The following is a 23,811-nucleotide window of genomic DNA, read 5'->3' as shown; positions in this document are numbered from 1 at the left end:
CGGATCGCGGCGGCCTCCGTCGCACGCACGAGCTCGAGCGCGAGGTTGCGGTCGGGCTGGAGGAACAGGGAGCCGGTTTCCGTGGAGAGCATCGAAGTTCTTTCGTTTCAGGTGAGCAGTGCGGAGGCGGCGATGATCACCGGGACGGATGCGACGGAACTCAGCAGAACAGTGTCCCTGGCGATGGTGGTTCCGCGGTCGTATCGGCCGGCGTAGAGGAACACGTTCTGTGCCGTGGGGAGTGCGGCCATGACGACGCTTGCGAAGACGACGTGATCGGCAAGGCCGAGCACGAAGTGCGCGAGGCAGAACGCGACGATGGGCATCACGATCGCCTTGATGCCGGTTGCGACGAGTGTGCTGACGCGATCGCTTCCTCTACGGAGGGGTCGCGAGCCGTGCAGCGACATGCCGAACGCCATCAGAACGAGCGGCACGGCGGCACCACCGAGGAGACTCAGGGGCGCCAACACCGCGTCCGGGAGGGGGACCTCGGTGGCGGCGATGAGGACGCCGACGAGGGACGCGACGGTGATGGGGTTGCGGAACGGTCTGCTCGCGATCGCGAGGAAGTTCCGACGCTCGGAAGTAGCTGCATCGAGGACGATCAGCACAACCGGGGTGATGACAACGAGCTGCAGCAGGATCACCGGTGCCACATACGTCGCTGAGCCCAACACGTACACGGCAACGGGGATGCCGATGTTGTTGGCGTTGACGTAGCCCGATGCCATCGCGCCGACGGTGGTGGTGGCGATGTCGCGGCGGAAGAAGATGCGGCTGAGCAGGATGAACAGGCCTGCGACCACGGCGGTGCTGCCGGCGGCCACGACGACCGGGCCGGAGAACACTTCGTGGAGGTCCGCTTTGGCGAGCACGGTGAAGAGCAGCGCCGGGTTGGTGACGTAGAGCGCGGTTCGGGAGAACAGTGGTCGGGCCTCGTCGCCCACGAAACCGCTCCGGCGCATGATGTAGCCGACGCCGATGACGAATGCGATGACGACGAAGCCCGTGAGGATCTGGATCATGGCGTCTTCCTCGACGGGGTCAGCACTGGTGCGGGGCCGCCCTGGCGGCCCCACACCAGCGTCAGTTACGCAGCAGCGGTGATCGCGTCGACGACAGCGGCGGCGAACTCCTTGGTACCCGCGGAGCCACCCATGTCAGGGGTCATGGTGCCGGCTTCGACCGTCGCGGCGACCTTCTCCTCGACGAGGTCTGCGGCCTTGAGGATCGCCTCGTCGTCGAACTTCGCGCCGAGCCATCGCAGCAGCATCGCGGAGGACAGGATCATGCCGATGGGGTTCGCGACGTTGCGTCCGGCGATGTCCGGGGCGCTCCCGTGCGATGCCTGTGCCATCGCCTGCGTCGAGGAGGCGTTGATGGACGGGGCGATACCGAGGGAACCGGCGACCTCGCCGGCCAGGTCGGAGAGGATGTCGCCGAACATGTTCTCGGTGACGATGACGTCGAACTTGTCGGCACGGCGCACGAGGTGCACCGTGGAGGCATCGATGTGGAAGTCGTTGACGCTGACCTCGGGGTACTGGGCTGCGATCTCACGGCAGACGTCGCGGAACAGGCCGGTGGTCATCTTGAGCACGTTCGCCTTGTGCACGATGGTCACGCGCTTGTCGCGAGTCATCGCGAGCTTGAACGCTTCATGGGCGATGCGTTCGGTGGCGGCGCGGGTGATGATGCCGTGCATGATGGCGACGTCCTTGGTCGGCATCATCTCGCCGGTGCCGGCGAACGTGTTCCGGTCTGCGTAGAAGCCTTCCGTGTTCTCGCGAACGATGACGAGGTCGGTGCCTTCGACGATCGCGTTACCGCCGGGGAACGCCTTTGCGGGGCGGATGTTGGCGAACAGGTCGAAGTGCTTGCGGATCGTGCCCGACGGGTTCAGCAGCGACTTGTGGGGTTCCGGGTAGGAAGCGCTGTCGTGCGGCCCAAGGAGCCACCCGTCGACGTCGCTGAGTGCTGCCAGGGTCTGCTCGGGCACGGCGGTGCCGAACTCGTCGATCGCCCCACGCCCGAGCGGGAGTTCGGACCAGTCGATGGCGGGAGCGCCTACGGTGGCGACTGCGGCGTCGACGATCTGCACCGAGGCGGGAACGATCTCCGGGCCGATGCCGTCGCCGTTGAGGACAGCGAGGCGGTACTGCTGAGACACGATTGGACTTCCTTTACTCGTCAGGCCGGCCTCGTTGACGGGCCGGATGATGGAGGGAGTTGCCGCAGCGCTAGACGTGCAACATCCTGCAACGCTGCGGTGGACTCGCTGCCATCATGCACGCAAGTGGTCGACCAGTCAACGACGGCGCGCTTTCACCGCAACGGAAGCTCTGCAACTTCGTCGGTCACGTCCAACCAGCGGCAGGGTTTAGCTCCGTCCCGCATCTCTCAGAGTCCCACGAAGTGGTTCACCACAAGCGAGGCGACTGTCGCTTCATCGCCAGCATGCGGTAGCACGGCGAATAGGATGAGAGGGACCCGCGAAAGGACCACGATGACGTTCCACACCGCAGACCTGTACGACGAGCACGGCGAGGCGCTGGCGTCGCTGTCGGTCCAGCTCGGCAACTACGGAAGTGCACTCTCCTTCAGCGGTCCGATCCGCACCGTCTCGTGCTTCGAGGACAATTCGGTGCTGAAGCGCGTCGTGTCAGAGCCCGGGAACGGCGCCGTCCTCGTTGTCGACGGCCACGGCTCGCTCGAGCGAGCGCTGATGGGTGACATGATCGCGAACATCGCCGCCCAGAACGGTTGGGCCGGTGTGGTGATCAACGGCGCAATCCGGGACCGTGCGGCAATCGCCACGATCCCGCTCGGGGTAAAGGCGCTCGGGACCAACCCGCGCAAGAGCGTCAAGAACAATGTCGGCGAGGTCGACGTGCCGGTCGTCATCGGTGGCGTTCGGTTCGAACCTGGCAAGACCATCTACTGTGACGAGGACGGCATCCTTGTCGAGCGCTGAGGCCATTGAGTCCACTCCCCCATCGCGCCGCCGGACCGCAGTTGCGCCAGAGCTCACCGCAGTCTCTGGGACGACGCCATCGTCGGACGAAGTCGCACGAGCACTGATCGATTACGTTTCGTCCGGCCAGATCGGTCCGGGCGAGAAACTGCCCTCCGAACGTCAACTGAGCGAGTCCTTCGGCGTCGGGCGCGGGATCATCCGCGAAGGCATCAAGTCACTCGGCGTGCTCGGCTTGGTTGAGTTCCGCCACGGCGGTGGAACCTACCTGCGCCAGGGCGAGTCCGATCTGCTCCCCCGAGTGATCGAGTGGGGGCTGATGCTCGGCGAGCGGCGAGCATCAGACCTCGTTGAAGCGCGACGTTACCTCGAGCAGATCACTACCCTGCTCGCAGCCGAACGCTCTGACGATGCCCACCTTGCACAGATCGAGACCGCACTGCACGCGATGCGCGCCGCGACCTCGACGGACGAGTTCGTGGAAGCTGACGTCGCGTTCCACCTCGCGATAGCGGAAGCGTCCGGGAACCTCGTGCTGGCGAACATGCTCAAGAGCATCTCGTCGCTACTCCGGGTGTGGATTCATCGAGTGATGGACGCCGCGGAATCGTTCGAAGAGTCCTACCAGGAGCACGTCCCGGTGTTTGAGGCGATCCGGGTTCGCGACAGTGCCGCGGCCGCTGCCGCAATGGAAAGCCACATGGCGCGGGCCAGCAGGCGGCTGACCGAGACGCTGCACGACGCCGGTCAGTAACGACTGGCTACTGAGCCGTCCAGTACGAGCCGTACTTCTCCGCGAGGTGCTCCGCTTCACCCTCGGGCAGCAGGGTCAGCGGCCGGTCGCCAAGCAAGAGCATGAGCCGGCACACCTCCTCGAGCTCCACCGCGGCAGCGATCGCATCCGCCATGGTGTTCCCCGCTGCGACAGACCCGTGATTCTGCAGCAGAGCAGCGTTGAAGGGGAACGGCAGCCGTTCCATCCGATCGGCCTGACTCGGGTCTCCTGGGGAGGCGTAGGCAATCAGCGGGGTCTGCCCCGATCGCATCACGAAGTAGGGCGTCAGCGGCGGAATCGCGCTTCGCTCGCTCCACGCGGGCGTGCAGGAGATCGCTGCAGCGTGTGGTGAATGCAGGTGCACTACCGCAGTCGTGCCGCTGTCCCTTCGGTACATCGCACGGTGAAACGGGAACTCCTTCGACGCCTTCCCCCCACTCAAGAGCTCACCGTCAAAGGACAGCACTGACAGGTCAGCAGCCTCGAGGGCCCCCATGTCCGATCCCGTCGGCGTCATCACGATGCGGTCCCCGTCGCGGGCACTGATGTTCCCGGACGTACCCGGGCTCAGCCCGAGCTCCGACAGCCGCTGTCCCGCAGCGACGACATCTTCGGCAACAGACATCAACGTGTCCTCCTCACTGGTCGACCGTCTACGACCAGCCAAAAAGCCTTCGGACCTGGTTTGCCGTGCGAAAAAGTGGTCGACCACTTCGCGATTTTAGCCCATACTGGACGTTCCAGGCGTACTGAGCCTGGTGGACGTGAAAGGAGCGGTCATGGGTGACCGTCGACGTATCGCACTCATCAACGCGGTTCCCGCAGCCATCGAACCGGCGCGCGCAGCGTTGGAACGGTCGATGCCCGATGTTGACGTGTGGTCAATCCTGGATGACAGGCTGCTGCAGGACGCCGACCAATCCGGCGGGCTGACGGAGCAGCTGCGGGCGCGGATGCTCCGTCTCATCGATCATGCAATGCTGGAGGGGGCGGACGGGGTGCTGCTGACGTGCTCGATGTACGGCCCCGTCGCCACAGATGCACCGACGCAGGGGAATCTTCCCGTCATCGGGGCCGATGAAGCCGCCTTCGAGGCGGTCGCCGAGCTCGCCGGCCGACGCATCGCAGTAGTCGCCAGCCAGCGGGCGCCGCTGGAGGACACGATGCTTCGACTCCGCGAGTACCTTGCGGAGGTCGGGAGTGCCGTTGAGCTGGTTCCCATTGTGCCTGACGGCGCGTTCGCGGCTTCTCGTGGAGCGAATGCATCCGCCCTCGTGACAGCGATCCAGTCTGCGCTTCCGACCTCCCCGCACCTGGACGCTCTCTTCCTCGCGCAGTACTCTCTCGCACCGGCGGCGCCGGCGCTGGCGAGCACCGGTCTAACCGTGATCACAGGCCCCGATCGGGCGGCCGCTCGCCTCCGAGTTGCCATCCTCGGGAACGGGCTCGGAGCATGATCGGCGCGATCGCTGACGACTTCACCGGCGGCACCGATGTCGCCGTGGCCTTCCGGCGTGCAGGACTGCGCACAGCGATCGTGTTCGGTGTCCCTGACACAACGACGGTTGTCCCCGCGGATGCCGATGCGGTCGTCGTTGCGTTGAAGAGCCGCACAACTCCGGTGGAAGAAGCAGTTCGGGAATCACTCCGAACCGGCGAATGGCTGCTCGAGCGCGGAGCCGATCAGCTGTACTTCAAGTACTGCTCCACCTTTGACTCCCGCGCAGAGGGCAACATCGGACAGGTTTCTGATGCTCTCGCCGGGCTGACGTCCGCTCAAGTCGTGGCCGTCGTTCCGAGTTCCCCTGAACACGGACGCACGCAGTACCAGGGCCACCTCTTCGTGCACGACTCGCTCCTGTCAGAATCGCCCATGCGGCACCATCCGCTGACGCCAATGACCAATTCGCGGATCGTCGAGGTGCTCGCGGCGCAGACGACGGAGCAGGTTGCACTGGTCCACCATGACCGCGTACGGGCGGGGGCGTCTGCAGTCGTTAGGGATCTGGCAACGCTAGAAGAGTCCGGTATCCGATACGCCGTTATTGATGCAGTCAGTGACGAAGACCTCTCCGAGATCGGAGTAGCCGTCGCCGGTGCGCGTCTGGTTACGGGAGCGGCCGGTCTTGCAGGAGGGCTTGGACGCGCTCGCGCGGCCCAGAACCATGCTCACGAGGTCAGCGATGCCGACCCGATCGGCGAAGTGCGAACAGCCGTCCTCGCCGGCTCCTGCTCCGCTCGCACTCTGCAGCAGCTAGATCGTTATCGTGAGCAGCAGCCAGGACACTTCATCGACGCGTTGGCGGAACAGCAGCCAGTAGCGCTGGCGGCAGCAGCGCTGACGTTCTATGACACCCTCCCTGTGGGTGCTGCTCCCGTCCTGTACTCGTCAGTGCCACCGGAAATCCTGCAGCGAGTACAGGCAGAACTCGGCGTCAACCGAGCGTCTGCGATACTCGAGGAGGCGACCGGTCTGATCGCACGCGGCTTGATCGAACGTGGAGTCCGCCGGCTTGTTGTCGCTGGTGGAGAGACATCCGGAGCCGTCGTCACCGCCCTCGAGGTACGTACCGGCGTGATTGGGCGCGAGGTCGCTCCTGGCGTGCCGTGGATCTACACGCAGGGCACCGACGCGATAGCCGTGCTGTTGAAGTCAGGCAACTTCGGCAGCTCCGACTTCCTCCTCGAGGCGGTGCAGACCGGACGAGTCAGCCGCTGAACACGGAAGGCGAGCGTGCGGGTCGGTCGGACCTGCATGCTCGCCTTCCTCATGGGCAAGAGCGCTGGACGAGGAGCACGCGGCCGCATTCGTGACGCGTTACACGCGAAACAGGGGCGGAACCGGATTACCGGCCCCGCCCCTGTGTTCCCTATCGATTTGAGTCCAATCAGAACCGGACAGTCATCGCGCCGGTAACGAGCTGCGCGAGAATGAACACGACGCAACCGGCCACCACCCACAGCAACCCGAAGCGCTGGAACTCACCGAGATCCTTCTTGATCAGCCCCAGCAGCACCCACAACGGCGCCGAGGCCGGACCGATCATGTGGGTCATCTGCCCCACGACGCCGGCGCGAGCGATCTCATTGGCGTGGAACCCGTACTGGCTAGCGGACTCCGAGAGAACGGGAAGCACGCCGAAGAAGAACGCGTCGTTCGACATGAAGAAGCCCATGGGAATTGCGATGATCGCGGTGATGATCGGGAAGAAGCCGCCGATCTGATCGGGGACGATCGACAGGAATGCGTCCGCCATCGCCTTGATCATCCCGGAGTCGCTGAGGATACCGGTGAAGACGCCTGCGGCAAGGACGAGCATCACGACAGGCACAGCGGTAGCGGCGTGCTTCTTGATGACTTCGCCCTGCTCGGCGAGGTTGGGGTGGTTGATCACGATCGCAATCACGAATGCGCCGATGAAGAGTACGACCAGGTCAGCAACGCCGGTGACCAGGAGGACCAGCAAGAGCAAGGTGAGAGCAGCGTTGAACCACATACGCCATGAGGGACGGGCCATCTTCTCTCCCTTACGGGCCTGGATCTCGGCAGCAACCTCGGCGACGACGGCCGGGTCGACACGGCGACGTTGGCGGACACCGAGAATGAACGCAACGGCGAGGATGAAGACCGAGGTGATGACGAGCGACGGAATCAGGTGCACGAAGTACTCGGTCGCGTCGAGCTTGAGCACGCTGATACCGCGGGTGGCCGCGCCGCCCCAGGGGGTGGAGCCCGAGATGAGCCCGAGTCCCATCACTGCGACCGTCGCGATCACAAGCGGGTTCATGTTCAAGCGGCGGTACAGCGGCAAGAATGCCGAGCAGACGATCATGTAGCTCGTCGTGCCGTCACCGTCGAGAGCAACCAGCATCGCGAGGATCGCGGTGCCCATGCAGATTTTCACCGGGTCACCCTTGGACAGCCGGAGGATCAGGTTTGACACCGGATCGAACAGCTTCGCGTCCATCATGAGCCCGAAGTACAGCACGGCGAACAACAGCAACACTGCGGTGGGCGCAACGGTTTCAAGCCCGCTCAGGGTCATGTCCCCGAGTCGTGGACCGAAGCCCGCGACAATGGCGAAGATCACCGGAGCCACGATGATCGCCACAAAAGCAGTCGCCCACTTGCGCATCACCGCCACCATGAACGACGCCAGCGTGGCGAATCCGAATACTGCGAGCATCCTTGCTTGCTCCTCCGCGTCGAGGTCTTCGGCACTGCACGGTTGCACAGGCGCAGGCTGACGCTAGCACAACTGGTCGACCACTTGCTAGCCAGTACGACCCACAGATACGACCTGTGGCTCGCCTAGTCCGGCCTTCGCGAGAAGTGGTCGCCCACTTTGAGCAAGGGTCGCCCGCGGCAGACGGAGCCAAGGCGGCTTGTAGTCGAGGGTCGAAGGAGGCCGACGAGATGGGCCGGCGGGCGACTGTTACCCGCGCTACGCGCGTCTTCGATGGACGCGACCCGCAGCCGTGAACACCTGACGTCGGCTTCGCTCCCTGCGGCAGGCAGCCAGACCATATGAAGTGGTTGGTCGATTGCTCGACCCCGGAGCAAGAACGAACTCAATTGGGCCGGCCACGCGATCATGGCGCTTCGCTTGGCGCCCGTTGTCGTTTCTCGAGTCTCGCGATGCGTCGACGCTCCTGTCCGGCGTGGCGCACCTGTGACACCAGGGCAAGTACCTGGCGGAACTTCAAGGACGGCACATAAGCCGACACCAGGGCTCGCCCCACGACGGGTAACTCGAGGGCGGTTGGGCATGCCACGAGCAACGGACGGTGCTCGGGCTGAAACTTGCCCTTGAAGCGAGCCAGCGATGCGAAGCCGTACGTGGGCTCGAGCAGGCGCCCTAGGACATCCCTGCCACGCCCTGCCAACCCGCGAGGGCCTGACATTGGTTCCACTGCTTGTCCGGAGCGCGCGAGGGGTGTCCCGGACAGACTGAGCGACTCCAGACCCTCGGCCGCGGAATCGAGGGCGGCATGGACGATGAGGAACTCAATGGTGCCGGGCATGGCGGACCGTCCCCGGCGCATGACATCGAGGGTGAGTCCCACGAGCTGACCCCGGCGGTACACAGGGAGCCAACTCGTCACGCCGTGCAGCTGACCCGTGGTGTCGACGGCCACCAGCAACCGGACTGCGGGATCGTCCATCTCGGGGAGACCACCAAGTGTGAAGCCCATCTCTGGCAGCTCTTTCTGCGAAACCCACCCCTGGGAGAGCGCGACCACCTGGCGACGCATCGCCGGGTTCAGTTCGGAAAACGAGGTCCATTCCGCGGTGACACCCACACGCGCTGCCCGGTTAACCGCGGTGCGGAGGTCGGTGCGCTTCTTACCCTTGAGCGAGAAGGTCGCAAGGTCGAGCACGGATTCCTCGGCGACTTGCGTCACTGTCCAACCCAGCTCGGCGAAGATGCCCTCGTGGGCGGCGTGGACGCTGTAGAAGGCCGGGACCAGCGCAAGACGGGAACACTCGCGTGCGAAGCCCTTGATCGTTTCGGCGGCGTCCTCCGGGGAGCAGATAGGGTCCGAGACAGTGAGAGCAACGCCGTTGCAAGCCCGGTAGGCCACTGCGCTCTTGCCATCGTCGGAGAACCATGTGCTCGTGCCATCCCAGGTGCCCATCCATCCCAGGCTGCCAGCGTCGCCCCGTTGGAGCGCATCCACGAGGCGCTCGTGCTCTGCCTGCAGCACGGGTGCCGCGGATCGGCGAACGAACGCCTGTCGACGGCGCACGAGGACGACGAGCGCCGCAAGGGGTATCAGCCACAGCAGCAAGATGCTCAACTGCCACTCGACGTCGCCGAACGGTACATCGGCCCATGTGAACCATCTTTCGCGCACGGAATCGACGGTGAGCCGCCAGACGATGGCAGCGATGATGACTGCGAGCACGACGACGGCCACGACGAGCCCGAGCCACCGCCCCCGAAGCACCGCGGCTGAGGCTACGAGCAGCAGGATCACGGCGATTGGAGTGGCGACTGGACCGAGCGCGTACACGACGGGGCTCGCAACTCCGTGAGCGTCACGTCCGCCGCCAACGGCAAGGCCGATACCGAGTCCGACGAGAAGGGCTGCGGCCGTTACGCGAGCACGGTCGGCGTCAACGTCCTGCCACGAGGACCTTGGAATGCGTGGAACAACCCAGCCACCGCTTGCGGCGGCGGCTCCGACGCCGACCAGTACGACAGCGTCCGATGCGTGACCACGAAACAGAACCATCGAGAAGGCGGCAGTCAGCACGAGAACGGGCACGAGGCGGTCCCACGGTGCCACGAATTTCCGGGCCGCTACGACGAGTACGCCCGCGGCGCCTGCGAATGGAGCCCAAAGGGAGTCAATCGAGGCCAACGAAGCGAACGCCTCGCCCAGCCGGGTGAACAGTGCAAGGCCGAGACCCACCACGGCGAAAGCGGTCGCAGCTGAGCCGAGGGCGAGCAGCACGGTACGGACGGGGCCTGCGATACGAGCCACGGCGCCGACGGTCAGGACTGCGAGAGCTGTCCGAGTGAGGTCACGGACGAGTGCGGGCCCGGCCCAACCCTCATGAACGCCGATGAAAACTGCAGCCGTCCCGAGCAGCAGGGCGTAAGCGCTGACAGCGATCAAAAGTCGAGGAGACCGAAAACCACGGACGGGGCGGAGGAAGGACAGGAAGGGGGAGGCCGGCACCCCTTCAGCTTCGACCATAGAACCGTGGAGCATTCCGCAAAGAGACCTCTACCCAGGAGGAGATCCGGGCCGTCGTCGCTAGAGGCCCCGGTGCGATCTCGGCATCAGTCCGCGATACGTCGCCCCCGGCGCCGAGTGCCGGCGGTCAGAGCTTCGTGATTGCGTCAGCTGACGCAGCAGCCGCCGCCTTCCAATCGATGTTCGCGTAAGCAACAGCGGCATGCAACTTCACCCCGCCATGCACTGCTGCTTCCGTCGCCGCGAAGAGCGGCTTCTCGAACCCGCCGCCGGTGCCGGTGTCATGCCGACCGTCACTGGTCGGATCCTCGCGTGACAATGAACGCATCGAACAGAGCTCGCTCGGAGGTGTCGGCGGTTGTCGCGTCGAGCATGATGCCGTCGCGGTCCTTCGGCACGTCGATGGGGATTCGGGTGGTCGCCCCGCAGTGGACGTTCGCTTCGCCGATGAGCGAGTTGGTGTCGAACGAGTCGCCGTACTTGTCGTGCTTGCTCGTGATGTCGTGGATTGCGAGGTGCAGCACCTTTGTGGATCGGCAGACGGCGAGCACGTCGTACGGGCCAGCGAGGTCGGTCTGCAGTGCGACGCCTGCGCGGGCCTGTTTTCTATCATCGTCGTCGACGATAAGCTGCCCGCCGCCTCCGCCGTGGTCGCCGGCGAGCTGGGATGACATCTGTTCGAGCCAGTCCTGCCCGTAGTCCTGTGGGAGGCCGTTCCCGGAGCTGTGACTGGTACAGCCGGCAATGAGGAGCGCCAAGCCAACGGTCAGGAGTGCGGCGACCAGTCGTGGGTGGGTTTCAGCACCTGCCGATCGTGCCCTACTGACAGCGGCTCGGCTACCCCGTCATCGCGGGGTCCTGCTCGAACTGTGAGGGACTGCCGCAGGTCCGGTTGATGTTCCTAGGCCGTGCATCTAGACCGTGAGCAGCGCGAAGCAGTGGTTAGCTTCGATTCGGCCCGCCACGGGAGGCAGATGCGAAGGCCTGCACTGGGCTGCGCGCTCGCGGGACGGACGAGGGCGCTTCAGGCACCAGCTCGGACGAACTCCGGCTGTCCTGCTCCCGATGAGCGGCGCCGCGGCACGGAGCCATATGGGCGAGATCTGCACCACAGAAGCACCAGGACCACTCCCCTAAGCAAGAAAACCCCCGCGTGAACGGGGGTTTTCTGTGGCGGTACCGGTGGGATTTGAACCCACGGTGGAGTTGCCCCCACACATGTTTTCGAGACATGATCCTTCGGCCGCTCGGACACGGTACCGGGGAAGAGTTTACACGATCCGGGAGGCCCGTGATGACACCCTCGGTCGGCTCCCCCTCCACAGGCGGTCACCTGCAGGGCTCTCCCCACACCCACAGGTCCTCCTCGTCTCCGGCAAGTCCGGCGGGCGTACCGTCCACGGCATGAGAACCCGCTCGCTCATCGCACTGCTCACCTCCGTCGTCGGCAGCCTCGGCGTCGTCGGCGCCGCAGCCGTCGGTGCCCGCGCCGGCGTGAAGGGGCAACGGGCAGCGGCGCAACGGGTCGTCGACATGCTCCCGATCCACGCCGACTGGTGGCGGGAACGACAGCAGCACGAGGGGCAGCTGCTCTACGTCGCGATCGGTGACTCGGCAGCGCAGGGCGTCGGCGCGACCGCACCCGGGCGTGGCTACGTGGGGCTGCTCGCACGGCGCATCCGGCACCGTTCCCACATGTCGGTCCGGGTGGTGAACCTCAGCGTCTCCGGTTCGACCACGTGGGGCGCCAAGCGTGATCAGCTACCGAAACTCCGGCACTACGCGCCCGACATCTGCACGGTGTCGATTGGGGCGAACGACATCGCGGACTTCGACCCGGACAAGTTCGAGCGGAACATCCGGGCGATCTACGGCGCGGTGCCGTCGCACGCCGTGGTGGCCGAGCTGCCGTGCATGTTCGTGCCGGACCGGGAGCGCAAGGTGGCGGTGGCGAACGAGATCGTGCACCGGGTGGCCGACGAGTTCGGGCTGACGGTGGCCCCGCTGCACACCATCACGAAGCGGGTCGGGCTCCGCCGCACCTTCTTCAACAGCTACGGCGACCTGTTCCACCCGAACGACCGCGGCTACGAGATCTGGGCGAGCGCGTTCGAGCCCGCCGTCGACGCGCGGGTCGACACGGTGGCGGCGATCCGCCACTACCTGTCCGTGCGCGAGGCCGAGAACCTCGGCCGCGAAGCCGGGGCGGTGGCGAACGCCCGCGCCGAGCAGGACACCGACGGGGCCGAGGCGCTCGATCACGCCTCGCGCCAGGGTCCGGGGCCGGTCGAGCGCCTGCGCCACCGGATGACCGGGTCGATCGCGCTGCCCGACGAACGAGACCAGTCGGACGAGCCGGACGAGCCGGGCGACCGCGCCGGTGATGTCGGCCGTACGGCCTAGCCTCGACGACATGGCGCGCCCGCAGTCCCTCTACCGTTGCACCGAGTGCGGCTGGACCAGCATCAAGTGGGTCGGCCGGTGCGGTGAGTGCCAGACCTGGGGCACCGTCGAGGACAGCTCTGCGGTATCGGCAAGCACCCGGGGCACGGCGGCGGTCGCCGTCACCGGAGCGCGGGCCGCGCGACCGATCACCGAAGCCCGCGGCACCTCGGTGCAGCGCTGGCAGACCGGCATCGGCGAGTTCGACCGTGTCCTCGGCGGCGGCGTGGTGCCGGGTGCCGCGGTCCTGCTGAGCGGCGAGCCGGGCGTCGGCAAGTCGACCCTGCTGCTCGAAGTGGCGTCGCGAGCCGCAGCCTCGGGCAAGCGCGTCCTCTACGTCAGCGCCGAAGAGTCCGTCGACCAGGTCCGGCTCCGCGCCGAGCGCACCGGGGCGATGCACGACGACCTGTACCTGGCGAGCGAGGTCGACCTCGGCGTCATCATCGGCCAGATCGACCAGGTCCAGCCCGACCTGCTCATCGCCGACTCCGTGCAGACCATCTCGTCGAGCTCGATCGACGGCATCGCGGGTGGCACGTCCCAGGTGCGCGAGGTCGCCTCGACCCTGATCCGCATCGCGAAGGACCGCGCCCTGCCCGTCCTCATCGTCGGCCACGTCACGAAGGACGGCACGATCGCCGGCCCTCGGCTGCTCGAGCACCTGGTCGACGTCGTCTGCCACTTCGAGGGCGACCGGCAGACCGCGCTGCGCTTCGTCCGGGCGCTCAAGAACCGGTTCGGCCCCACCGACGAGGTCGGCTGCTTCGACATGGGCGGCGACGGCATCCACGAGGTCCCCGACCCGAGCGGCCTCTTCATGTCGAAGAACACCACCCCGGTGTCCGGTACCTGCGTCACCGTCGCACTCGAAGGGCGCCGCGCCCTGCCGGTCGAAGTGCAGGCGCTCATCGTCCCGAGTTCGGCACCGCAGCCCCGCCGGGTCGTGAACGGCGTCGATGCTTCGCGTGTTGCCATGCTGCTCGCGGTCCTCGAACGCCGCGCCGGCCTCAAGCTGTCCGACGCCGACGTCTACGTCTCCACGGTGGGCGGTATGAAGCTGACCGAGCCCGGCGCCGACCTGGCGATCGCGCTGGCCCTCGCGAGCGCCGCACGAGACCGTCCGTACCCGCACACACTCGCGGCCGTCGGCGAGATCAGCCTCGCCGGCGAGATCCGTCCGGCCACGGGCACGAAGCAGCGCGTGAACGAGGCCACCCGCCTCGGGTTCACGACCGTGCTCGGCTCGGACTCCGGGCACCTGCGCGAAGCCCTGCGTGTGGCGTTCTCGATGACGCAGTCCCCGCGCGAACGCGAGCTCGACCGCGCGTTCTGAGGCGCTACGCGCGCAAAGCGGCCAGCAGGTCCGCCGGCGCGGCCTGCATGGTGTGCGGGCCGGCGATGTCGAAGAACACGCCCTCGAGCATGTCGAGGTGGGCGGCCAGGAACTCCTCGAGCCGCGGCCCGTCGTAGACCATGACCTGCCGGATCTTCTCGTCCGGCACCATCGCCGTGTAGGCGTCCGCAGACGAGAACAGCAGCAGGATGCGCTTGTCCGACCCCTCACGGCCGAACACCCGCACCTGCATGTCCTTCTTGCCGGTGACGAGCCGGGGGACGATCACGATGTCATGGCGGAGCGCGAACGCCACCGCAGCGACGTCCTGCTTCGCGAGGGCTTCCTCGAGCTGTTCGCTCCGGAAGCGCTGTTCCTTGTCTGCCATCAGCTCAATTCCACCAGATTTTCGTCGTTCCGTGACGCACGGGTAGCCAGTCGGCCCAGAGCACGCTAGCCTGATGGAACCGCTTCGGCGGCGCTCAACGTCCGGGCGAGGTGGTTTGCCCCTCAACCCGGGCCCCAGGGTCACTGGCCGACAGGCCTGGCCCCGAACCCGTCCCGCCGGCACCTGCCCGCGTGGCGCATTACCCCCGTCGACGTACGTCGGGGTCTCCGTCGGTGCATCTGCACCTTGGCGGAAGCAAGAAAGCTAAGGAAACGCCATCATGGCATCTACCGGTACCGTCAAGTGGTTCAACAACGAAAAGGGCTTCGGCTTCATCGCCCCGGACGACGGCAGCGCTGACGTCTTCGCGCACTTCTCTGCGATTGCTGGCAACGGCTACAAGTCGCTCGAGGAGAACCAGAAGGTGGAGTTCGACATCACCGAGGGCCGCAAGGGCCCGCAGGCGGAGAACATCACCGTCCTCGGCTGATCACATCAGCTTGAACAGGCCCCGTCGTCTTCGGACGACGGGGCCTGTTGCTGTTCCCGGCGCCCTGCTCGCCATATCGCACAACCGGAGTGGCGCCGAACCACGCGAGCGCCTGGCTCCAATGCACTTCGGTTGTGCGGAACGGATCGGAACCGCGAACCCGCCGCCGCCGCCTACTGCAGGATGAACTGCACCGAGGTCTTCGACTCGAGGTTCCCGACGGCGACCTGCAGGTGGTAGCTCGCGCCTCCAGCGGTGACCGCCGGCCGTGACGAGTCGCACGTCGACGTGGACGAGCGGGTCCGGTCCCAGGCGATCGCCGGGGTCGTGAGCGTCTGACCGGACTTGACCGTGACGTCCTGGTTCGTGCCGCCGGTCTGGCAGTCCTTCGACGACCAGTACTGCTCCTGGCCCGAGCTGATCGTCAGCACCTGCTGCGCCGATCCGAGGTCCAGGTGGCAGGAGTTCGTGCCGGAGTTCTTGATCGACATCGCGATCTTCGGGTCCTCGGTGGGGCCGTAGGCCGACTTGTCGAGCACCGGGGTCAGGACGATCTGGTCCTTCGTGCAGGTCGAGCCGTCGGCAGCAGCGGGCTTCGACGCGGAAGCCGAGGCGGAAGCCGCAGGCTTCGGCGCAGCAGACCGCGAGGACTCAGCACCGGACCCAGAACCGTTGGACGACGCACCAGCACGAGACCCGGCACCGGCCCCGGCACCAGCAGAGGCCGACGCACTCGGCGCCGCCGACGTGGCCCCGCTCCCCCGCCCGACGACGATGAGCACCACGACCAGGACGACGACCAGCAGCGCCCCGAGCACGAGCGCTCGGCGGCGCCAGTAGACGACCGGCTTCTCGGGCCCCACGGGATGACGCAACGACGACATGCGCACAGGGTAGACAACGGCGCGGGCCGCACACGGCCACCCCGCCGGTCGGCACGAGAAAGCGTCAGAGGTTCTTCAGCATGCGGGTGTTGCCGAGGGTGTTCGGCTTGACCCGGGCGAGGTCGAGGAACTCCGCGACCCCTTCGTCCGACGAGCGGACCAGCTCGGCGTAGACATCCGGTGGGACGACGCTCTCGCCGATCTCCAGGTACCCGTGCTTCGCGAAGAAGTCGACCTCGAAGGTCAGGCAGAAGATCCGGGCGACGCCGAGTTCACGGGCGTCGTGCTCGAGCGCTTCGAGCATCCGGTGCCCGACGCGCTTGTGGATCCACTGCTCGTCCAGGGCGAGCGTGCGCACCTCGGCGATGTCGTCCCAGAAGACGGCGAGCGCGCCGCACCCGATGGGGGTGCCGTCGGGCCCTTCGGCGATCCGGAACTGCTGGATCGAGCCGTACAGGGCGACGTTCTCCTTGCCGAGCAGGATGCGCCGGTCGACGTAGGGGGCGATGAGCCGCTGGATGTGCGGGACGTCCGAGGCGAGCGCCGGACGCACGAGGATCCCGTGGTCGTCGCGCTCGTGGAACGCGTGCTTCCCGTGCTCTGTCATCCGCCCCACACTACTGCGCGACGCCGGACGCGCACGCCGCCCGCGACGACGCCCGGACGGTACCGCAGGGGGACAGCGCTGCTGAGTGCCGCCCAGGTCGATCGGCCTACCGTCCGGTGCATGCCTCAGATCATCGAAACCGTCGACGTCAACGTCCCCGTCCGCCCGGCCTACGACCAGTGGACCCGTTTCGAGGAGTTCCCGCACTTCCTCGACGAGGTCGAGAAGATCGTCCAGGTGGACGACAAGACCACCGACTGGACCGTCAAGGTCGCCGGCCAGGAGCGCCAGTTCCGCGCCCTCATCACGGAGCAGCACCCCGACGAGCGTGTCGCCTGGACCGTGAAGGACGGCGAGACCGAGCACGCCGGTGTCGTCACCTTCCACAAGCTCTCCGACACCGAGACCCGCGTCACCGTGCAGATCGACTGGGAGCCCTCCGGCATCCTCGAGAAGCTCGGCTCCGCCGTGGGCGTCGGCGGCCACGCCGTCAAGAAGGACCTGCAGAACTACAAGGAGCGCGTCGAGAACGCACCGACCCAGCCGGGCTGGCGCGGCGACGTGCAGGCGTAGTCCGCACCACACGACGAACGGGAGGCGCGGTGCCAGCTGGCACCGCGCCTCCCGTTCGTTCGTCCCCCGTTCGGCATCCCCCCATCGAAATGCCGACCTGACGAGCGAGCGCGAGCCTGGCAGAGTGGTGACACCGGCCGACGCGCTGGATCAGTTTTATCATGTCTGAGACAGATGTGAGAGTGGGGACACGTGATCGAGTACAACGACGACGACGCACACCGTCGGGAACTGTCGCGCAAACTGCAGCTCCTGATGGACGTCGTCGAGGCCAACTCCGGCCAGCGGCCCCCGTACAAGGAGATCGCCGCCGAGATCGAGGCGCAGGGCGCGTCGATGAGCCGTCCGCGCTGGGGCTACATGCTCGGCGGCAACGGTCCGGCGGTCCGTGACCAGCGACTCCTGGCCGCCCTGGCGACCTACTTCGGTGTCCCGGCCGAGTACCTGACCGACGCCGCCGGCAACACCGACGTGCCGGAGCGGGTGCAGGCGCAGCTGGAGCTCGTGCTCGAACTCCGCAAGCGCGAGGTCGTGGCGTTCGCCACCCGGCGTCTGGGCGAGTTCGCCTCGGCGGACGAGATCCGCGACTTCACCGACCACCTGCGTCGGCTGGACGAGTCGGGTGGCACTCCGTGAGCGGGTACCGCGACCGCTTCGACGCCCTGCGTCGGCAGACCGAGGCCCGTCGCCGCGTGCAGCGTCTCGGGCTCCCCCGTCGGCTGTCCCTGCCGGAGCTGACCGCCCGTGCCGAGGCGGCGCTCGGCAAGCCGATCCACGTCCGCACCAGCGAGCTGCCGGGAGACCTGTCCGCGCGGCTCATCCAGCGAACCGACCACGCCCTGCTCGAGACGCGCCCCGGGCTGTCCGAGCGCTCCCGAGTGGCCTGCGTGTTGCACGAGCTGGCCCACGTGTTCATGGACGACACCGGTTGCGACCACCAGGCGTACACGGGGCTGCTCACCGGCCGGACGGCGTTCACCCGCTCGCTCGACACCCCGCACGAGCAGGCGGTGGAGCTCGTCGCCGACCAGCTCGCGCTGCGGATCGGGCTGCTCGACCCCGAGGGTCAGCCCGGGATCTTCCGGTGACGCGGTGACGCTGCACGTCTGGGGGTCGATCCCGGTCTGGCTCATCCTGGCGGTCTTGTTCGTCCGGCTGTTCCTCGTGCGCACCCAGTCGGCCAGCGTCACCTGGCTGATGGTGTGCTGCAGCTGCGTCGCCGTCGGGCTCACGATCAACCAGCCCGACGTCACGACGTTCCTCGCCGGCGTGACGCACGTGCCCAACATCGCCGACCTGATCGGCCGCTGCCTAATGGTGTGCGGCATGTTCGCCCTCGCGCAGTCGGTCGAGGCCGCCGCACGCTCCGCCAGGCTCCTGCGTGCCGGCCGCATCATCGGCTGCGTGGTGGTGCTCATCGCCCTCGTCGTGCTGTTCAGCCTGATCGACGCGCCGACCCCGACGGCGCAGTTCATGGTGGTCTACGGCGACCAGCTGCCGACCGCGCTGTACTCGGCGGTCGAGATGACCTACATCGCCATCGTCATCGCCCGTTCCGCCGTCGCCGTGCTCCGTGGGTTCCGGAACGGCGACGGACTCGGGCGCCTGTACTGGCTCTTCGTCGTCGGTGCCGCCGGCCTCGTGCTGCTCGCCGGCATCGCGATCGCCCTCGACGCCGTGCACGTCGCCGGCGCGGACGGTGCGGTCGGGGTCCTGTCGAAGCTCTACACCCCGGTGTTCCTCGGCTCGATGGTCCTGCTCGCCATCGGTGCGGCCGGCGGCGTCCTGCCCGACGCCGCCCGGGAGTTCCGCGACTGGCGAGCCGCCCGACGCCGGTTCCGGGCGCTCGAACCGGAACTCCGGCGGCTCGAGACGGCATCGGGCAACACCGGGCTCTACTTCACGATCGTGTGGCAGCGTCGCCAGTGGCGGAATCGGCAGCACCGGCTCTCCGTCGAGATCGAAGACCGCGCGCGCGAGGCCGGACAGGACGTTCCGGCCGCTGCGACGCTCACCACGGCACGACTCAGGGAGATCACATGACCGGCGCACGCATCACGGCACTCGGCACCGCGGCAGGGGCGGTCGGCACGCTCGGACTCGGGGCCTTCGTCGCACGGCGGCTGCTGTTCCCGACGCCGTACACGGCGACCGCCACGGTCCGCAGCGCCACGGACACCGAGGTCGAGCTGACCGCCACCCGCGACACCCGCCTGCCGGGCACCTACGACCTGCAGCGCGACGACACCCGGGTGCAGGTCGGCGCGATCATCGCCGGGAAAACCGGGACCGGTGCCAGTGGCGACGGCGACACCGTCCGCCGCAGCGTCACCGGCACCGTCGCGACCGGTGACTGGGGCTGGGACGCCCTGCGGTACGACGGACCGGACGATGTGCCCGGCAACGAGCCCGAGGCCACCACGACCCACGTGGTCCACGTGCACGGGCAGTCCCTCGGGCCGCGCCAGGTCCTGCGCGGTGTCGGGGTCTGGCGTTCGCTCGGTGCCTCGTCCGAGGTCATCGACACCACCGACCTGCCGCTCCGCTCCCTCGACGCCGGGGCAGCAGAGCGCATCGGCACGGCTGTCCGCGCAGCACGGGCCCGCGGCGCTCAGCGCATCGTGCTGCAGGGCTGGTCCGCCGGTGCACTCGCCTGCTCCGCCGCCGCCGCTCGCGTCGACGTCGACGGGCTCGTGGCGGTCTCGCCCCTGCTCGACGTCGCTTCGGCACTCCGCGGGGCCGTCCGTGGCGCGCACCTGCCCGCGTTCGTCGGCACGGTCGCCGCCCGCATCGCGACCACGAACGTGCTGTCGCGGCTCGCCGGAGCCCCGACGCCCGTGACGACGACCACCTGGCAGGACTCGTCGACGCCCACGCTGCTGATCCACTCCGAGGCCGACGCCCTGGTCGCGGCGGACGACGTCGCCGCCGTCGCCGGACGGCAGGCCGTCACCACGGTCACGTTCCGCACGGCGCCGCACACGCTCGAGTGGAACGAGGACCCGGAGCGCTGGGAGCACGCCGTCCGCGACTTCGCCGCACAGCTGCCCGACGCCTCCTGACGCGGCGGACGCCCGCCCGCGCGGCCGACCGGCCGACCCGCACGACACCCGGACATGCAACGGCCCCGGTCTGCGAACAGACCGGGGCCGGCTGCGTCTCGATCCGTTGGGGGGAACCGATCGAGCGCGACGCGCGAGGAGTTGGGGGGAACGTCTCGCGCGTGACCACCACAGTACCCCCGGACGGGGGTCCGTGGCCGCAGGGACGCGCAGAGCGGTGAGGGCGAGATCTGAACGCGACCCGAGAACGGACAGGAGGCTCGGTGCCAGCTGGCACCGAGCCTCCTGTCCGTGGAGCGTCAGGTCCTAGGACTCGATCTCGCCCTGGGGCGTGTCGGTCCCTGCCTCGACCGCGGCTGCGCCGGCGAGGACCTCTTGGCGGCCCGGCTGACGCCCGGTCTCGAAGTGGAACGCACCGTCGACGAAGTCGACCTTCACGTGGTCGCCCGCGTTGAGCTCACCCTGCAGAATGTGCTCGGACAGCTGGTCCTCGACCTCGTGCTGCATCGCGCGACGCAGGGGCCGAGCACCGAGGGACGGGTCGAACCCGACCTTGATGAGCTGCTCCTTGGCGGGCAGCGTGAGCTCGATCGTCATGTCGCGGTCGAGCAGACGGTCGGCCAGACGCTTCACGAACAGGTCCACGATCTGCAGCAGCTCGGGCTGCGACAGCTGCGGGAACACGATCGTGTCGTCGACACGGTTCAGGAACTCGGGCTTGAAGTGCTTCTTGAGCTCCTCGTTGACCTTGCCGCGCATGCGGTCGTAGCCGACGGCCGAGTCACCCTCGACCTGGAAGCCCACCGGGCCACCGGCGATGCCCTGCGAACCGAGGTTCGTGGTCATGATGATGACGGTGTTCTTGAAGTCGACCACGCGGCCCTGACCGTCGGTGAGACGGCCTTCCTCGAGCACCTGCAGCAGCGAGTTGAAGATGTCCGGGTGGGCCTTCTCGATCTCGTCGAACAGGACCACGGAGAACGGCTTGCGGCGCACCTTCTCGGTGAGCTGGCCGCCCTCCTCGAACCCGACGAACCCGGGAGGGGCACCGAACAGGCGGGACACGGTGTGCTTCTCACCGAACTCCGACATGTCGAGGGAGATCAGCGCACCCTCGTCGTCGAACAGGAACTCGGCGAGGGCCTTGGCGAGTTCGGTCTTCCCGACGCCCGTGGGGCCGGCGAAGATGAACGAGCCGGACGGACGGTTCGGGTCCTTCAGGCCGGCACGGGTGCGGCGGATGGTCTTGGACAGGGCCGAGATGGCCTCTTCCTGACCGATGACGCGCTCGTGCAGTGCCTTCTCCATGAAGACGAGACGCGAGGTCTCCTCTTCGGTGAGCTTGAACACCGGGATGCCCGTGGCCTGCGCCAGGACCTCGGCGATGATGCCCTCGTCGACGGTGCCGGACGCGGCGACGTCACCCGCACGCCACTGCTTCTCGAGGCGGAGACGCTCGCCGAGGAGCTTCTTCTCCTCGTCGCGCAGGCTCGCGGCCTTCTCGAAGTCCTGCTCCTCGATCGCCGCTTCCTTCGACCCGCGGACCGTCGAGATCTTCTCGTCGAACTCGCGGAGCTCCGGCGGCGCCGACAGGATCGAGAGACGCAGGCGAGCGCCGGCCTCGTCGATCAGGTCGATGGCCTTGTCGGGCAGGAAGCGGTCCTGCACGTAGCGGTCCGCCAGGTTCGCCGCGGAGACGATGGCCCCGTCGGTGATGGACACCTTGTGGAACGCCTCGTACTTGTCGCGGAGTCCCTTGAGGATGTTGATGGTGTGCGGCAGCGAGGGCTCGTTGACCTGCACGGACTGGAAGCGACGCTCGAGTGCTGCGTCCTTCTCGAAGTGCTTGCGGTACTCGTCGAGCGTGGTGGCACCGATGGTCTGGAGCTCACCACGGGCCAGGAGCGGCTTGAGGATCGACGCGGCGTCGATGGCACCCTCGGCAGCACCGGCTCCGACCAGCGTGTGGATCTCGTCGATGAAGACGATGATGTCACCGCGGGTGCGGATCTCCTTCGTGACCTTCTTCAGGCGCTCCTCGAAGTCACCGCGGTAGCGGGACCCGGCGATGAGCGACCCGAGGTCGAGCGAGTAGAGCTGCTTGTCCTTCAGCGTCTCGGGCACGTCGCCCTTGACGATCGCCTGGGCGAGGCCCTCGACGACGGCGGTCTTGCCGACGCCGGGCTCACCGATCAGGACGGGGTTGTTCTTGGAACGGCGGGAGAGGATCTGCATGACCCGCTCCATTTCCTTCTCGCGCCCGATGACGGGGTCGAGCTTGCCGTCGCGCGCGGCCTGGGTGAGGTTCCGACCGAACTGGTCGAGGACCTGCGAACCCTGCTGCGCGTTCTGCTGCTGCTCGCCGCCGACGGCGACCGCTTCCTTGCCCTGGTAGCCGGACAGGAGCTGGATGACCTGCTGGCGCACCCGGTTCAGGTCGGCGCCGAGCTTCACGAGGACCTGGGCTGCGACACCCTCGCCCTCGCGGATCAGGCCGAGCAGGATGTGCTCCGTGCCGATGTAGTTGTGGCCGAGCTGCAGCGCCTCGCGCAGGGACAGCTCGAGCACCTTCTTGGCGCGCGGCGTGAACGGGATGTGCCCGGTCGGCTGCTGCTGGCCCTGCCCGATGATGTCCTGGACCTGCTCGCGCACGGCGTCGAGCGAGATGCCCAGCGACTCCAGCGCCTTGGCGGCGACGCCCTCGCCCTCGTGGATGAGGCCGAGGAGGATGTGCTCGGTGCCGATGTAGTTGTGGTTGAGCATCTTCGCTTCTTCTTGAGCGAGGACGACAACACGACGGGCCCGGTCGGTGAATCTCTCGAACATGTGCTCTCCCTTGGCCCCTGATGAGCGGAGCCGACGCTGTGCCGGTCTCGTCTGAGTCCGGCCAAGTACTTCGAGAGTAACCAGCGCTCACCCCGGCGGCTGCCCCTGTTCGCCGTGGGCGTGACCAGGGTGCGTCTTGTGCGCAGTGAGCGAACGACGAGACGGACTGGAGGGCCGTGGCGGGATCGCCACGGGCCTCCAGTCCGCTTGTCGGTCGCGCTGGGTCAGGCGCGCCGCACGGCGCGACGCAGGTCGCGTCGGAAGCGGCGCGCGTTGACGCCGAGGGCGTCGAGGACGTCGTGCGCCGATCCGGCGAGCGGATCGTCGACCGAGTCGAGCACGGCGAGCACGACGTGCGGCGGCCGGATGCGCTCGGACCGGCCGGAGATCGTCGCAGCGCGCGCGAGCACGCGCATCGCAGCGGGCGTGCAGGCGACGCGGTCGTGCTCGCCGGGGCAGGTGGTGTGCGCGCCGACGAAGGCGCGGATGCCGGAGCGGACGGCGGCGGGAGTGATCCGGTGGGTTTCGAGGACCGGGCGGAAGCGGGGCATGCCGGCACAGAGCGTGACGGCGGCCAGGAGCAGGTGTTCGGCGTCGACGAAGCCGAAGCCGGACTCGTGGGATTCGAGGTCGGCGAGCAGCACGATCTCGCGACCGTGCCGGACGGAAGGGAGGGCGACGGAGAGTTGAGCGGTCTGCATGTATGCAGAATATCGCATGCCTCTGGGAACGAACAGCCCACATCG

23 protein-coding genes and 1 tRNA gene are annotated in these 23,811 nt (G+C 67.4%); 12 read left to right on the top strand and 12 right to left on the bottom strand.

From position 1 onward, the window contains the following. Positions 1-107: 107 nt before the first annotated feature. A complete protein-coding gene (locus DEJ17_RS15395; protein WP_110895050.1) occupies positions 108-1,028 on the bottom strand; it encodes an AEC family transporter in 921 nt (306 codons plus the stop codon). Between the two features lie 65 nt (positions 1,029-1,093). Continuing rightward, entirely contained in the window at positions 1,094-2,173 is a 1,080-nt protein-coding gene (locus DEJ17_RS15390) for an isocitrate/isopropylmalate dehydrogenase family protein (RefSeq protein WP_258366843.1), read from the bottom strand. A gap of 336 nt (positions 2,174-2,509) precedes the next feature. On the opposite strand from DEJ17_RS15390, the gene rraA reads away from it, so the two are divergent. Both rraA and DEJ17_RS15380 read left to right on the top strand, forming a co-directional pair. Beyond that, complete coding sequence (gene rraA / locus DEJ17_RS15385) at positions 2,510-2,977, top strand: ribonuclease E activity regulator RraA (protein WP_110895048.1); 468 nt, start codon at positions 2,510-2,512, stop codon at positions 2,975-2,977. After that, positions 2,964-3,731 (top strand): FadR/GntR family transcriptional regulator, encoded by a 768-nt coding sequence (locus DEJ17_RS15380; RefSeq protein WP_220033664.1) that lies wholly within the window; start codon positions 2,964-2,966, stop codon positions 3,729-3,731. The genes rraA and DEJ17_RS15380 overlap by 14 nt, the downstream gene beginning before the upstream one ends. A 7-nt stretch (positions 3,732-3,738) precedes the next feature. Here DEJ17_RS15380 and DEJ17_RS15375 read toward each other — a convergent pair whose 3' ends face one another. Then, on the bottom strand, positions 3,739-4,377 hold the full coding sequence (locus DEJ17_RS15375; RefSeq protein WP_110895054.1) for a class II aldolase/adducin family protein: 639 nt from the start codon (positions 4,375-4,377) through the stop codon (positions 3,739-3,741). Positions 4,378-4,531: 154 nt separating this feature from the next. Between DEJ17_RS15375 and DEJ17_RS15370 the strand changes: the two genes are divergently transcribed. Continuing rightward, on the top strand, positions 4,532-5,209 hold the full coding sequence (locus tag DEJ17_RS15370) for an aspartate/glutamate racemase family protein (protein WP_146239738.1): 678 nt from the start codon (positions 4,532-4,534) through the stop codon (positions 5,207-5,209). Further along, positions 5,206-6,471 (top strand): 3-oxo-tetronate kinase, encoded by a 1,266-nt coding sequence (gene otnK / locus DEJ17_RS15365; RefSeq protein ID WP_110895045.1) that lies wholly within the window; start codon positions 5,206-5,208, stop codon positions 6,469-6,471. Before DEJ17_RS15370 ends, otnK begins: the two co-directional genes overlap by 4 nt. A 169-nt stretch (positions 6,472-6,640) precedes the next feature. On the opposite strand, the gene DEJ17_RS15360 is transcribed toward otnK, so the two are convergent. From DEJ17_RS15360 to DEJ17_RS15345, 4 genes are all read right to left on the bottom strand, one after another. Further along, positions 6,641-7,939 carry a CitMHS family transporter gene (locus DEJ17_RS15360; protein WP_110895053.1) on the bottom strand — a complete coding sequence of 433 codons (1,299 nt, stop codon included), beginning with the start codon at positions 7,937-7,939 and terminating at the stop codon, positions 6,641-6,643. A gap of 406 nt (positions 7,940-8,345) precedes the next feature. Further along, positions 8,346-10,244 (bottom strand): bifunctional lysylphosphatidylglycerol flippase/synthetase MprF, encoded by a 1,899-nt coding sequence (locus DEJ17_RS15355; RefSeq protein WP_181421246.1) that lies wholly within the window; start codon positions 10,242-10,244, stop codon positions 8,346-8,348. 509 nt (positions 10,245-10,753) lie between these two features. Next, a complete protein-coding gene (locus DEJ17_RS17585; protein ID WP_146239737.1) occupies positions 10,754-11,134 on the bottom strand; it encodes a hypothetical protein in 381 nt (126 codons plus the stop codon). 497 nt (positions 11,135-11,631) lie between these two features. Then, a tRNA-Ser gene (locus tag DEJ17_RS15345) sits at positions 11,632-11,721 on the bottom strand. 143 nt (positions 11,722-11,864) lie between these two features. Here DEJ17_RS15345 and DEJ17_RS15340 point away from each other — a divergent pair. Both DEJ17_RS15340 and radA read left to right on the top strand, forming a co-directional pair. Then, positions 11,865-12,863 carry an SGNH/GDSL hydrolase family protein gene (locus DEJ17_RS15340; protein ID WP_110895042.1) on the top strand — a complete coding sequence of 333 codons (999 nt, stop codon included), beginning with the start codon at positions 11,865-11,867 and terminating at the stop codon, positions 12,861-12,863. A 10-nt stretch (positions 12,864-12,873) separates the two neighbouring features. Further along, positions 12,874-14,235, top strand: a complete 1,362-nt coding sequence (gene radA / locus DEJ17_RS15335; RefSeq protein WP_181421245.1) for a DNA repair protein RadA — start codon at positions 12,874-12,876, stop codon at positions 14,233-14,235. A gap of 4 nt (positions 14,236-14,239) precedes the next feature. On the opposite strand, the gene DEJ17_RS15330 is transcribed toward radA, so the two are convergent. Further along, positions 14,240-14,623: an SseB family protein gene (locus tag DEJ17_RS15330; protein ID WP_017887661.1), complete on the bottom strand. Its 384-nt coding sequence runs from the start codon at positions 14,621-14,623 to the stop codon at positions 14,240-14,242. A 280-nt stretch (positions 14,624-14,903) separates the two neighbouring features. Between DEJ17_RS15330 and DEJ17_RS15325 the strand changes: the two genes are divergently transcribed. Then, on the top strand, positions 14,904-15,113 hold the full coding sequence (locus tag DEJ17_RS15325) for a cold-shock protein (RefSeq protein WP_017887662.1): 210 nt from the start codon (positions 14,904-14,906) through the stop codon (positions 15,111-15,113). A gap of 173 nt (positions 15,114-15,286) precedes the next feature. Here DEJ17_RS15325 and DEJ17_RS15320 read toward each other — a convergent pair whose 3' ends face one another. Both DEJ17_RS15320 and DEJ17_RS15315 read right to left on the bottom strand, forming a co-directional pair. Then, the gene (locus DEJ17_RS15320; protein WP_146239736.1) at positions 15,287-15,997 is read right to left on the bottom strand and encodes a hypothetical protein; all 711 of its coding nucleotides are present in this window, start codon (positions 15,995-15,997) and stop codon (positions 15,287-15,289) included. 64 nt (positions 15,998-16,061) lie between these two features. Then, positions 16,062-16,604, bottom strand: coding sequence for an amino-acid N-acetyltransferase (locus tag DEJ17_RS15315; protein WP_181419931.1), 543 nt, complete (start codon positions 16,602-16,604; stop codon positions 16,062-16,064). 120 nt (positions 16,605-16,724) lie between these two features. Here DEJ17_RS15315 and DEJ17_RS15310 point away from each other — a divergent pair, with 120 nt between their 5' ends. From DEJ17_RS15310 to DEJ17_RS15290, 5 genes are all read left to right on the top strand, one after another. Further along, positions 16,725-17,177, top strand: coding sequence for an SRPBCC family protein (locus DEJ17_RS15310; RefSeq protein ID WP_110858523.1), 453 nt, complete (start codon positions 16,725-16,727; stop codon positions 17,175-17,177). Between the two features lie 192 nt (positions 17,178-17,369). Beyond that, a complete protein-coding gene (locus tag DEJ17_RS15305; protein WP_035809351.1) occupies positions 17,370-17,813 on the top strand; it encodes a hypothetical protein in 444 nt (147 codons plus the stop codon). Further along, positions 17,810-18,265 carry a hypothetical protein gene (locus DEJ17_RS15300; RefSeq protein WP_110895039.1) on the top strand — a complete coding sequence of 152 codons (456 nt, stop codon included), beginning with the start codon at positions 17,810-17,812 and terminating at the stop codon, positions 18,263-18,265. Before DEJ17_RS15305 ends, DEJ17_RS15300 begins: the two co-directional genes overlap by 4 nt. Positions 18,266-18,269: 4 nt before the next feature. Continuing rightward, the gene (locus DEJ17_RS15295) at positions 18,270-19,220 is read left to right on the top strand and encodes a hypothetical protein (RefSeq protein ID WP_110895038.1); all 951 of its coding nucleotides are present in this window, start codon (positions 18,270-18,272) and stop codon (positions 19,218-19,220) included. Beyond that, the gene (locus DEJ17_RS15290) at positions 19,217-20,239 is read left to right on the top strand and encodes a hypothetical protein (RefSeq protein WP_110895037.1); all 1,023 of its coding nucleotides are present in this window, start codon (positions 19,217-19,219) and stop codon (positions 20,237-20,239) included. Before DEJ17_RS15295 ends, DEJ17_RS15290 begins: the two co-directional genes overlap by 4 nt. Before the next feature lie 306 nt (positions 20,240-20,545). Here the strand turns inward: DEJ17_RS15290 and DEJ17_RS15285 are convergent, their stop codons facing one another. Together DEJ17_RS15285 and DEJ17_RS15280 are read right to left on the bottom strand one after the other, a co-directional pair. Then, positions 20,546-23,065 (bottom strand): ATP-dependent Clp protease ATP-binding subunit, encoded by a 2,520-nt coding sequence (locus tag DEJ17_RS15285; RefSeq protein WP_110895036.1) that lies wholly within the window; start codon positions 23,063-23,065, stop codon positions 20,546-20,548. Between the two features lie 224 nt (positions 23,066-23,289). Further along, positions 23,290-23,766 (bottom strand): Clp protease N-terminal domain-containing protein, encoded by a 477-nt coding sequence (locus DEJ17_RS15280; protein ID WP_110895035.1) that lies wholly within the window; start codon positions 23,764-23,766, stop codon positions 23,290-23,292. Positions 23,767-23,811: the final 45 nt, after the last annotated feature.

Origin of the sequence: Curtobacterium sp. MCSS17_011, from assembly GCF_003224275.1 — a bacterium.
Lineage (GTDB): Bacteria > Actinomycetota > Actinomycetes > Actinomycetales > Microbacteriaceae > Curtobacterium.
This window is presented reverse-complemented; position numbering and strand designations above follow the sequence as displayed.